Source organism: Microbacterium sp. 13-71-7 (assembly GCF_002257455.1).
In the GTDB taxonomy this organism is placed as follows: domain Bacteria; phylum Actinomycetota; class Actinomycetes; order Actinomycetales; family Microbacteriaceae; genus Microbacterium.
On the sequence record NZ_NCKN01000131.1, the window covers coordinates 1 to 11,409 of the forward strand.

Annotated in this window: 10 protein-coding genes and 1 pseudogene; all 11 read right to left on the reverse strand. The window is 62.7% G+C overall.

The window, feature by feature from the left end; all coding sequences use genetic code 11:
* Nucleotides 1–751: hypothetical protein (locus B7X32_RS12990; protein ID WP_292720246.1), on the reverse strand; the 751-nt coding region annotated here is incomplete at its 3' end.
* An 11-nt stretch (nucleotides 752–762) separates the two neighbouring features.
* Nucleotides 763–1,773: an NAD-dependent epimerase/dehydratase family protein gene (locus B7X32_RS12995; protein ID WP_292720248.1), complete on the reverse strand. Its 1,011-nt coding sequence runs from the start codon at nucleotides 1,771–1,773 to the stop codon at nucleotides 763–765.
* A gap of 51 nt (nucleotides 1,774–1,824) precedes the next feature.
* Nucleotides 1,825–2,946: a glycosyltransferase gene (locus B7X32_RS13000; protein ID WP_292720251.1), complete on the reverse strand. Its 1,122-nt coding sequence runs from the start codon at nucleotides 2,944–2,946 to the stop codon at nucleotides 1,825–1,827.
* A complete protein-coding gene (locus B7X32_RS13005) occupies nucleotides 2,943–4,205 on the reverse strand; it encodes a hypothetical protein (RefSeq protein ID WP_292720253.1) in 1,263 nt (420 codons plus the stop codon). The genes B7X32_RS13000 and B7X32_RS13005 overlap by 4 nt, the downstream gene beginning before the upstream one ends.
* A complete protein-coding gene (locus B7X32_RS13010) occupies nucleotides 4,202–5,527 on the reverse strand; it encodes a hypothetical protein (RefSeq protein ID WP_292720256.1) in 1,326 nt (441 codons plus the stop codon). Before B7X32_RS13010 ends, B7X32_RS13005 begins: the two co-directional genes overlap by 4 nt.
* On the reverse strand, nucleotides 5,508–6,578 hold the full coding sequence (locus B7X32_RS13015; RefSeq protein ID WP_292720259.1) for a glycosyltransferase: 1,071 nt from the start codon (nucleotides 6,576–6,578) through the stop codon (nucleotides 5,508–5,510). The genes B7X32_RS13010 and B7X32_RS13015 overlap by 20 nt, the downstream gene beginning before the upstream one ends.
* A 118-nt stretch (nucleotides 6,579–6,696) precedes the next feature.
* Nucleotides 6,697–7,809 carry a UDP-N-acetylglucosamine 2-epimerase (non-hydrolyzing) gene (gene wecB, locus B7X32_RS13020; RefSeq protein ID WP_292720262.1) on the reverse strand — a complete coding sequence of 371 codons (1,113 nt, stop codon included), beginning with the start codon at nucleotides 7,807–7,809 and terminating at the stop codon, nucleotides 6,697–6,699.
* A gap of 1 nt (nucleotide 7,810) precedes the next feature.
* The gene (locus B7X32_RS13025; RefSeq protein WP_292720265.1) at nucleotides 7,811–8,878 is read right to left on the reverse strand and encodes an NAD-dependent epimerase/dehydratase family protein; all 1,068 of its coding nucleotides are present in this window, start codon (nucleotides 8,876–8,878) and stop codon (nucleotides 7,811–7,813) included.
* Nucleotides 8,879–8,889: 11 nt separating this feature from the next.
* Entirely contained in the window at nucleotides 8,890–9,939 is a 1,050-nt protein-coding gene (locus B7X32_RS13030; protein WP_292720268.1) for a polysaccharide biosynthesis protein, read from the reverse strand.
* Nucleotides 9,932–11,158 carry a glycosyltransferase family 4 protein gene (locus tag B7X32_RS13035; protein ID WP_292720270.1) on the reverse strand — a complete coding sequence of 409 codons (1,227 nt, stop codon included), beginning with the start codon at nucleotides 11,156–11,158 and terminating at the stop codon, nucleotides 9,932–9,934. The genes B7X32_RS13030 and B7X32_RS13035 overlap by 8 nt, the downstream gene beginning before the upstream one ends.
* A pseudogene (locus B7X32_RS13040) lies at nucleotides 11,155–11,409 on the reverse strand (transferase); the annotation flags it as partial. The gene B7X32_RS13035 and the pseudogene B7X32_RS13040, both read right to left, overlap by 4 nt.

The window sequence follows — 11,409 nt, forward strand, 5'->3', positions numbered from 1 at the left end:
CCGGAAAGATACCGATCACAAATCCTGCGAACATGAGCAGTAGCGCTCCGCCCCTGTAAATCCCCGGCGCCCGCCGCAGCACGATCATGCCGAGAAGGGCGATCGCTACACCTCCGAGAGACGCTCTCGATCCAGTCTGAAAGATCACGAAACAGAGGCCCGCAGCGACGATCACCATGACGGCACGCATGAATGGGTTATATCGCTTCCAGAGCGCCAGATAGAGAGCGAAAGACGCGCACGTCGACAGCACGGCACCGACAAAGTTCGCGTTCGCGAACTCCACGAAGAGCCTCGAAGCACTCGATGAAATACGAGTCTCCACACCACTAGTCAGAACCACGCCGCCCAGAACGGCACCCGTAATGACAAGAATGGTCACGTACGTGGTGAATCTTTGACGGCTCCTTCCGATGTACCATCGCACTGGCAACACGTAAGCAACTGCCAACGCAGCCCCCAGAGTTGGTGAAGTCACATTCATCTCATGCTGGTTCAGCACCATACTCCAGTACGGGCTGACGAGGATGACAACGGCCGCGACGAGGACGAGGACGTCGATCGCAGGAAGTGCTGACTTCAGCCGAGCTCGATAAAGTGCGAAGACCGCGATGAGGATCGCGACGGCATACGAACCCATGGCAACGTCGACGAGACTGAGGATCGGTGCGGAGGCAAGGAGCACCGACACCAGCACCGTGCTCACCGCACCGGAACCGGTTGTACCGGTTGACTTGGACTCCGAGATCATCTGAACCTCACTCAGTTCTGGGCGCCGGTGTAGTTCTCATACCAGCGCACGAAGTACTCCACGCCCCGCTCGATCGGCGTGCTCGGAATGCCCCCAGTGAGATCTGCGAGCAGTTGAGGATCGGCAAAGGTCTCCACAACGTCGCCGGCCTGCATAGGTAGCAGATTCTGAGTGGCGGTGAGCTGCGTCGCCTCCTCGATAGCCGAGATGAAAGCCGGCAGCGTCACGGGCGTCCCACCCGCGATATTGACGACCCGGAACGGGGCCACCGGGCTGATCGAGTCGCGGGGAGACACCGACAAACCCGCCTGCGGCACGACGGTAGCAAGGTCGAAAATACCGGTCACGAGATCATCAATATATGTGAAGTCTCTGCGCATCTCGCCGTGTCCGTAGACGTCGATCGGCTCGCCCGCCTTGATCGCTTTCACGAACTTGAAGAGCGCCATATCCGGGCGGCCCCAAGGGCCGTACACGGTGAAGAATCTCAGCGCGGTGGTGGGTATGTCCCACAGATGCGAACTGGAATGGGCAAGGGCCTCGGTGGCGCGCTTGGTTGCGGCATACAGCGACACGGGGTGATCTGCCGGGTCGAGTTCTGCAAACGGTATCTTCACGTTGCCGCCGTACACCGACGAAGTGGAGGCGAAGAGCAGATGCCCCGGAGAGGATGCTCGACACGCCTCCAGCACGTTGAAGGTGCCGATGACATTCGAATCGATGTAGGTCTGCGGATGCTCGATGCTGTACCGGACCCCGGCCTGCGCCGCGAGATGTATCACGACATCAGGGCGAACCTCGGCGAAGATGTCGTCGATGGCCGCCTTGTCCTCCAGCATCACCGCGGCGTGGGTGTACCGCTCGTGCTGCGCAAGGATGTCGAGCCGCGCCCTCTTGAGGCGCGGGTCGTAATAGTCGGTGAATCCATCGACTCCGAATACGCTGTCGCCGTTGTCCAGAAAGCGGCGCGCCACGTGGAACCCGATGAACCCTGCGGCTCCCGTAACCAGTATCTTGCTCATTTGTCCCTCTCGTCTTCGCCTTCGCCGCGCCCCGTGTGGTCCCTGACAGGCTCAGCCGAAGACTGCATCGCTCAATCGCACTGTCCACGCCGAAGGCCGGAATCGGTCGTCCCTGTGCCGCAGCCGCAGAGATCGAGCGCGATCGAGCACTCGCGTCAACTCGACGTCGGTGATCTCGTCAAGGATCAACGCGTTGACGCCGTCATCAAGATAGTCGGTCGTTCCCCCGCATCGGTTGACGATGACGGGCACGCCTAGCGTGAGCGCTTCGGTCACCTTCGACGGATACCCAAGACGATGACGGCGCACGTCCGGGTCGCGCAGCAACAACAGCCAATCAGCGTTCTTTACGACGTGCACCGATCCAGGCCAGTCGGTCCACCCATGCTGAACGAATCTCGTTCGCCCGCCGAGCGCGGCGATTCTGTCGGCAGTCGGCGAGTCGACTGCCCCGAGGATGTGAAAGACGAGATCACGCAGAGCCTCAGGCTCGGTCTCAGCAAGCCGAACAATCCGGGAGAGGCCCGCCGCGTCTTTTCCGTGCTTTGCAATTCCGCTCCCGGAGAGCACGATGGTCGTTGCTGTCTCGGGGACATCCGCGGTCTGCGCCTCGGCGTCGGACAGCGGCGGGACAACCAGCACGCGAGCACCTCCCTTGCCGATCCACTCCGCCATCGGCCGTGATATCGCCAACACGTGGCCCTTCCTGCCGACGATTGTCGGCAGGAAGCGCATGAACAGCTCATACGCCCAGGTGTAGGGCGATGTCCATGAGCCCGGGAGATCGCTGGGCGCCAGCCATTCGCTGAGATCGACGACGAGCCTCCTGACCTTTCGCCTGTCCCTTGCGACCCTCATGTATTGGAACGGGCTCGGGTTATAGAGGACCACAGCATCAGCCCATCCGATGTGCTCCGCGTCGATAGGAGTCCCGCCGAGAACCCTCCTCAGCTTCGACCATCTTCCCGTGCGAGCCCCACCGACGGCACTGATCGTGACACCGTTCTCGGCAAGTTCTTCCCACTCAGGTGCGATGGGGTCCTGCGGAGCGTCGCCGATGAGGAGGCGCACCTCGTGCCCCTCGCGGACCAGTGAATTCGCGATGTTCAGATTGCGGAGCGCTCCCGCATTGACCGTTCGGAACGAGCTCGGCGTGACGTAGAGCGCTCTCATCCCTTCTCACCTGCTCGTTCCCGCCAATCGGCGATCGAAATCGAGAGGGCCTCCTCGAGCCCGGCCCTCATCTTCTTCGCCGCGAACTCCGCGGGCAGCGGTCTACTCGGGATATCTCGCCGTGAAGCTTCGGCGAGAAAGGTCGACAGCGAAGCCGCTGACTGTCCATCCAGCGAGGCGAACGACGTCCGTGAGGGAAGGCTTCGTTCGAGCAGTTCGATACTCGCCTGCCGCGCTGGGCCGACCAGTACCGTAGGTCGATTGGCTACGACGTACTGCGCGGTCTTCGTCGACACCGAGAGCCGCGTGTAGTCGGCGATCGCAGGGTCCAACGATTCGACGAAAAGGAGCGCGTCCGCGGCGGCGAGCACCGTGGGAATGTCGGCGACCGGCACTTTCGTCTTGTAGGTGATGTTGGGATGCGACACGCCTGGCGAAGGCGAGTACACCTCGAGGTGCCATCCCGTGTTCTTCAACGCTGTTGCGGCCCACCTGAGTACCGCCTCACGTCCAAGATGAAGTCCGCCTGCGTAAACTAGCGTGCGCGGAGCGCGAGCAGATGCCGTGAACTCCGATGTCACAGCCTCCTCCGCGCCGAAAGCCGCGACGAACGCACGCCGATCGAACCGGTCCTGATACTCCTCTGCCATCCGCTCGCCGATGCACACCAGGTCGGGGCTCCTGGCGATGACGCGGTCGAAGGATCGTTCGACCGAACGCCTCGCGAGGCCGCCGAGTTCACCGTTCGGATAGAGGGTGCCGCCCCAGTCGTCCATGAAGTGAGGCACGATCGGTATGTCGAGCTTCTTGGACAAGGCAATTGCTAGCTTCATCATCCGCACATTGCCCAACAGCGTGTAGATCGCCTCGGGCTCGAAGCGCCTGATCTCATCGATGAATGAGCGTGGAAGCCGTACAGGAGCGATGTCCGCCGCGGCACGCAGCGAACGCCAGACACGTGCCCGGAGCCCATCGCCCGAAACCTTGATCGCGTCGTTCAGTCCCCCGGGTGCCGGAATCGATGATGCACCGCGGGCACGGCGGAGCAACCGCACAGGCGCGCGCATTACCACGTCCAGGAGCGCAGCACTCTCAGGAATCCTGATGAAGGGGGACTCGATCTGCTCTGCGTCGTACACCACTTGCAACAACCGGTCCCCCGGCATCTCGGAGAGCAAGCACCGCAGAGTCTGCCCTGTTGCGTTTCCCATTCCCGTCCCGCCTGCGCCGAGGTAGAGGACTCTGGTCCGCGCGGTCATGAACCCGCCCTAACGCGGAGCACACGCCGGTAGCCGATCCAAGCCGCTGGCCAGACCACCAGACAATATCCGATGCCAGTCACCCAGGGGATCCATTCGAACCCGAAGGCCGATACGACAAGCCACTTCGCCGGCAGGATCAGAAGCAGGAGGAGGTAACCGAGCGTCTGCGGGCGCAGCACTTCCGCCGCGTTCTGCACCATGAAGATGGGAGCGGCCACGGCCTGGACCAGAGCGACAAGTCCCAACCCGACCATCAGCACGACCGAGGGCTCGATGCGCCCACCCAGCCAGGTCCGGATCACCCAGGGCGCGATCAGGACAGCGACCCCGCTGAGGACCAGCACCACGCCACCCGAGAGAAGCGTCATCTTCCTGGTAATTCTCTGTACCCAGTCCCACTCGCCCAGTCGAAGAGCCTCGACGTTGGCGGTCCACAGGGGAATGGACAACGCGCTCACAACCGTCGCCAGCATGCTGAAGATCTTGGCGGGGATCGCATATTCCGTGACCGCTGTGAGACTTGCCGTGTGACTGATGATGAGGGGATCCGTCGACATCGTCAGTGAGATGAGGACTGTGATGAAGAGGAATCGACTCCCCAAACCGATCAGCGCCCGTCCCTCTGCGCCGTTGAACGCGCGCGGCGACATGCGATACTGCCGACCGCCTCCCCGCGAAAAGAACCACAGCGTGTTGATGACCGTGACGGCTGTCTGGCTGGCTCCTGCGATCAGCACGAACACGGGCGAGCTCACATCAAGGGCAACAGCGGCCAAGACTCCGGCGATCCCCATGAGACTTGCCGCGGATTGCCAGGCGTTCGAGAGTGCGACCTGCTGCGCCGCATACTGCACACGCACGATGAGACCGGCGACGACATTGAACAGGAAAACGGAGAGCGTGACGAGGACGATGTTCTCATCCGATTGCCCTCGCCCGCCGATGAGGGCAGCCCAGTCGACGACCGCAGCGGAGCCCCAGAGCGCAGCAAGCAACACCGCGACGATGCCGGTCGCGACCCCGTAGGCGGAAGTGACGAGCACACGCGCACGTCCGAGATCCCGATCTGTCAGTGCCGCGGCAAGTCGAGTCATGAGACCGACGCCGAGGCCCAGGTCGGCGAAACTCGTGATCGCCGTAAGGGCGAGCGCCGCCGACCACGCGCCATAGTCGCTCGCTCCCAGATGCTGGAGAGAGATCGGGATCGTGACCAGCGGCGCCACGACATATAAGCCGCGACCGACCAGCGCGGCGAGGATGCCGCGACTCACCGAAGCCGACCGCCGTGCAGCGCTGGTCTCATCGCGCACGAGAGTCACCGACTACCTCATCTCTGAAGAAGGCTACGAGCCGCTCTGGGCGCGCTGCCTCGCTGACCCGCGCGGCGGTGGCGAGGCTGCGGCTCGACTGTTCCGAGTACGCCTCGGCGTCTCTGGCAAGAAGTGCGATCGCGCCGCAGAACGACTCCACGTCATCGATCGGCGTCAAGAACGGCGCCTGCACGAGCTCCGCCGCAGCTCCGGCATTCGTGGACACCACGGGGAGCGCCCGCCCCATCCCCTCTACCGTCGCACGTGGCAGGCCTTCGGTGCGGGAGCCCGACACGTAAACGTCCGATGAGTCGAGCACTTCCTTGAGTCGTTCTCTGTCCTCGATCTGTCCTGTGAAGGACACATCCAGCCCCCGCTGCCGGACAATGCGCTCGAGCTCCGGACGCATGCGCCCCTCGCCTACAACGGTCAAGTGCACCGCCATGCCATCGCGGCGTAGTCGGTCGAGCACATCGAACAGGAAATCCATGCCCTTGGCACGATGCTCAAGGGTGCCGACCGAGACCAGCTGCAAAGATCCATCTCTTCGGACTACGTTGCGCGCCTTCCCACAAATCCAGCCAGGAGGCAGAATCACGTTCGAACGTCCGATCGTCGCAGCACGACGACTCGCGGGGAACAACTGCTGAAAGTAGCGTTCAGAGACGTATGTCGCAGCGTCCGCTCGATCCATCGCCTTGCGAGCCGCCCTTGTGAGGATCTGCGCGATCAAACGACCGAAGACGCCCGGGGCGATCGTGTTCAAGGTTCTTGGATCTGCCGCGAACATTGCAACGGTGCGGGCGCCGATCGCTCGTGCATGCGCAAGCGCCGTGAGCGAGACGAGCTCTGGCACCCTCCCCACGAAGACATCTTCCGCGGAGCCAATCCGCCTCAGCGATCTTCGCAGCCGGATGAGCCCTCTCGGAGTTGAGATCGCACCCGCGTAGTACGGCAGAGGTTGCACGACGACGCCTGCACCTTCGACGACCACGCCGGTCTCGCTCCGTATCTCATCGTCCAGGCGCGCAAGCACCGTGATCTCGCCGAAGGCGGCCACGAACGGCGCCCACGCCGCGTATGCCGCGGCGGGGTGTTTCGCGCGAACGCGCCCTTCGGAATCACGGTGCATCCGAATCTCGGAGGCGACAAAGCATCTCATCTGACCAGCATCCTGGTCAGAGCAGGCCGAGCCGGCGTCTGTGGCTGTGCGCGGTGCTCACGATGAATGACACGGCACGCTGCGCCGTGTCGTCAATGAGATACTCGGCCGCGACGCTTCGTGCCGGTTCGGCCAGCGCCAGTTCCACTCCAGCGAGCACCGCCGCGCGCTGCACGCCTGTGGTGATGATGGCGCCGGCATCGAGCGACTCCGGTCGCTCGATGAAGTCACGCATGGTGACTGCGGGGAACTTGAGGATGCTTGATTCCTCGCTGATGGTCCCGCTGTCGGACAACACGAGCTTGGCCTCCTGTTGAAGCTTGTTGTAGTCGTGGAACCCGAACGGCGGATGGAAGATGATGCCGGTCTTCATCGAATCGTCAAGTTCTTCCAGACGCTTGCGCGTGCGCGGGTGTGTCGAGACGAGGATCGGCACGTCGTACTCCGCCCGGAGCGCTTGCAGAGCATCTACTGCCGCGCGGAGACGTTCGGCATTGTCGACATTCTCCTCGCGATGCAGACTCACCAGGAAATACTCGCCGCGCGTCAGTCCTTGACGCTCCAGCACGTCGCTCGAGGAGATCTGTTCCGCGTTCTGCTCAAGGACTTCCCGCATGGGCGACCCCGTGAGCAGGATCCTCGACGGGTGGATCCCTTCCGACAGCAGATTACGTCGCGCATGCTCGGTGTATACCAGGTTGTAGTCCGACACGTGATCCACCAAGCGGCGATTCGTCTCCTCCGGAACGTTCTCGTCGAAAGATCGGTTGCCCGCCTCCATATGGAACACCGGAATCTTCAAGCGCTTGGCGATCACCGACGAGATGCAGCTGTTGGTGTCCCCGAGCACGAGAAAGGCGTCGGGCTGCTCCTGCAGGAGAACCTGCTCGGTCTTTGCAAGAATCGAGCCGAGTGCGGCACCGAGCGACGAGGTGTCAGCTTCGAGGAAGTGATCAGGCCGGCGCAGACCGAGGTCCTCGAAGAAGACCTCATTGAGCTCATAGTCGTAGTTCTGCCCCGTGTGCACCAGGACATGGTCCGTGTGACGATCCAGCATCTTGATCGTTGCGGACAGTCGGATGATCTCCGGGCGGGTCCCGACGACCGTAAGAACCTTGAGCTTGTTCATGTCACACTGCCTCTGCGATGGTGTCGGGGTTCTCAGGATCGAAGAGATCGTTCGTCCAGAATGACGTGTAGAGCGTGTCGACGCCGGTGTTCGTGATCTTGTGGGACCACCCGGTAGGCATGTCTACGGCTCCAGGGTGTTCTCCGTCCAAGACGAAGTCGTACACCCGGTCCGTGAAGAGCTTACGCAACGAGATGGTCGCCGCGCCGGACAGCACCGTGAACCGCTCGATCTTGCGTCGGTGGAAATGGTCGCCACGACTGATCCCTGGCGCTGTGGTCGAGAAGGATGATTGACCATGTCCGCCGTGCGAACGGAGGATCTCGAAGAAGGACCCGCGGGCATCTGCGTGGCGAGTCAGCGCGATAGGCGTAAGCGACTCGATCGTGTAGGAACGATAAGTGTTGAACAGATCGCGTTGAAATCCGTCGGACACGTCGGGGATCTCTCCCGCGGCATAGACCCGGGAGATCGTTTCCAACCGCGCGAGAAGTCCGCTGACGCTCTCCCGCACCTCCCCGCCAGTCGGCTCCCGTCCCGTCAGCAGATCTGCCGCGTTCTGCGCGTGCAGCAACACCAGTTCCTTGTCCGCATCGACGGTGGGCGTCTCTCCCCGTGCCAGCAGATGGCTGAATGTCGCAGTGACGGCGTTGTAGAACGGTCGCCCATGCTCCCCGAATAGGTTAGGCAGGACGACGTTGTGGAATTCCGCGCCCACGTCAGAGGCGGCCTCCGCAATGATCTCGGCGGCGCGCTTCTTGGCCTCGCCATAGACCGATCCGTTTGTTGACTGCGTCGAGTTCGCGTAGACGACGACAGGGGGCGGAGTCGGGGCCCGATGGAGCGCCTCGGCGAGCTGCTCCGCGAATCGGATATTGCCGTCGCGCACCTCTGACTCGTCCGCACGATTGACGCCGGCGATGTGGATCGCCCGCGTTGCACCGTCGATCGCGGAAGACGCGCTCTCGAGATCGAACCCCTGTCCCACCGCGAGGCCTTGGACCTTGACCCCCTGCTCTTGCAGCGCCAACTTCGTATGCCAACCGAGGAACCCGTTCGCCCCGGTCATCGCTACGTGAGTCACAGGGCTCGTGCTTCCGGATCGATTCCGGCCGCGGCGAGCTCGGCGCGAATTTCGGGCAAGGTAAGGAGCAGGTCCTGCACCTGCGCGACAGTCATGCGTTCGACGGTGTGGGAGTCATAGTCGTCGAAGTGCGACTGCTTTACGTCGCCCTTCTCTACATAGACGCTGTAGTTCAAATCCCGCTTGTCCGCCACGACGCGGAAGTAGTCGCCCATGTCCTGGGCACGGCTCAGCTCCTCACGAGTTGCGAGAGCTTCCGAGACCTTCTCCGCATGGCGGGTCCCGATCACCTCGATGTTCGCCTTCGAGCGGAATAGGTTGATGACCGCCTGCGCAAGATCACGGATCGTGCACGCCTGCGCCTTGCGGATGAAAAGGTCACCCTGCTCCGCATTCCGGAACGCGAACTCGACCAGGTCGACGGAGTTGGCCAGCGACATCATGAAACGGGTCATGTCCGGGTTGGTGACGGTGAGGTCATTCCCAGCCTTCAGCTGCCGGATGAAGAGCGGGATCACCGAGCCGCGCGAGTACATCACGTTGCCGTAGCGCACCAGCGAAACCGTCGTCTGTGCGTGCGGATTGTTCAGCCCATGGGACTGGGCGACTTTCTCCATCATCGCCTTGGACATACCCATCGCATTCACCGGGTAAACAGCTTTGTCGGTGCTGAGGCACACGAGGGAACGGACGCCGTTCGTCTCAGCAGCCTGTACGACGTTCTCGCTGCCGATCACATTGGTACGCACAGCCTCCATCGGGAAGAACTCGCACGACGGTACCTGCTTCAGCGCTGCCGCGTGGAAGATGTAGTCAACGTCACGCGTCGCACGCTCGACGCTGCTGTAGTCGCGCACATCGCCGACGTAAAAGCGGAGCCGGCCGTCCTTGACGTCGTGCCGCATCTGATCCTGCTTCGCCTCGTCGCGGCTGAGGATGCGGATCTCGGCGACGTCGCTGTCGAGCAGCTTGCGCGCGACCGTGTGTCCGAAGGATCCGGTCCCACCCGTGACCAGGATCTTCGCGCCGCCGTAGGATTCACTCATTGTTGCGTACACCCTTTCTTCGCGATGCTTCGACGAGCACCGTTTCGATTCTGTCCATTCCGGATTCCCGGGCAAAATTTGCTTGATACGCACGCACGGCATTCGCCGCCATTCGCTCGCGTTCCTCAGCGGAGCTCGCGGCCGCGGCACGCAGCGACGACTCGAGCGCTGCGACGTCTTCTGCGTCGGCCGTGAACCCGAGACCGTGCGCTTCGACAAAATCCCGGACATCGCCCTGAACCGTCGTGAGAACAGGTAGTCCGGCTGCGAGCACGCCCTGGAATTTGGACGGGATCGTGCCGCGGAACACCGGCAAGTCCTTGAGGGAAACCAGCGCAACATCCGTTCGGTCGTAGACCTCCGGCATGCGATCACGGGGTACGGGCTCGTGGAACGACACGTTCTCCGCTCCCAGATCCCTTGCCACGGCTTGCAGGTCCTCGCGTGCCACCCCGTCACCGACGATCTCCAGGTGCACGCCGGCGTCTTTCGCGGCATGTGCGGCCCTGATCGCGGTCCCGAGGTCCTGCATCGCACCAACGTTTCCGGCGTAGACCACTCGGACCGGAGCGCCATCCCGGACGGGGCGAGCGACAACGTCAGCAGCGTCACCGGCCCAGTTGTAGACGAGAGTCGTCGTCACAGCGGGCGAGCCTCGTTCGATCAGGGTCGAGACCATCGTCGGAGCGATCCCGATAACCGCCGCAGCCTTGCGGTACATGCTTCGCAGCCATGGGGAAAGCACGCGGCCGATCAGACGAGCCGCCCTACCCTCCCCCACCATCGAAGATCCCAGGACAGAATCCGGCCACAAGTCCTGAACATGGAGCACGTACGGCACCCGGAACATGAGCCACCAAATCCACGCGGGAATTCCGGCCGTCATGGGGGTGGCATAGACGTAGACAACATCCGCGTCCTTGGAGAACCGGCGGACGCTGAGCGCCGACAACGCGAACGACACGTAGTTGATCATGCGCTTCAGGACGTTCTGCGAATGGTCGATGATCATCGGGATGCGGAGGATCTCAAGCGCTCCATGCTGCTCTCGGTGACGCCGCCTCTGGCGATAGCCCTCGTAGAGGGCCCCGGCCGGATAGTTCGGGAAACCTGTCAGCACGCGCACAGAGTGTCCCCGAGCCATCAGCGATTCGGCGACTTCCAAGGGGATCGGCACAGGCTCGGGGGCGAAGTACTGCGACAGGACCAGCACCCTCACGAGAAGCCCTCTCGCTCCACGGGCCGAGCGGGAATACCGACAACTACGGCTCCGGCCTGCACATCTTTCGTCACGCATGCGGCGGCGCCGACGGTGGAGTTCGAGCCGACGGTGAGCCCCTGGAGCACGACGGCGCCGGCCCCGACCAGTGTTCCTCCGTGAACGACAACCTCACCAGAGACGATCGCGCCGGGGGTCACGGAGACGAAGTCGTCGAGGATCGAGTCATGCCCGATGATCGCCCCGGGGTT

What these genes read in the sequence shown, in the direction of transcription:
- B7X32_RS12995 (WP_292720248.1), bottom strand. Translation starts at nt 1,773, where the DNA reads ATGAGCAAGATACTGGTTACGGGAGCCGCAGGGTTCATCGGGTTCCAC.
- B7X32_RS13000 (WP_292720251.1), bottom strand. Translation starts at nt 2,946, where the DNA reads ATGAGAGCGCTCTACGTCACGCCGAGCTCGTTCCGAACGGTCAATGCG.
- B7X32_RS13005 (WP_292720253.1), bottom strand. Translation starts at nt 4,205, where the DNA reads ATGACCGCGCGGACCAGAGTCCTCTACCTCGGCGCAGGCGGGACGGGA.
- wecB (WP_292720262.1), bottom strand. Translation starts at nt 7,809, where the DNA reads ATGAACAAGCTCAAGGTTCTTACGGTCGTCGGGACCCGCCCGGAGATC.
- B7X32_RS13025 (WP_292720265.1), bottom strand. Translation starts at nt 8,878, where the DNA reads ATGACCGGGGCGAACGGGTTCCTCGGTTGGCATACGAAGTTGGCGCTG.
- B7X32_RS13030 (WP_292720268.1), bottom strand. Translation starts at nt 9,939, where the DNA reads ATGAGTGAATCCTACGGCGGCGCGAAGATCCTGGTCACGGGTGGGACC.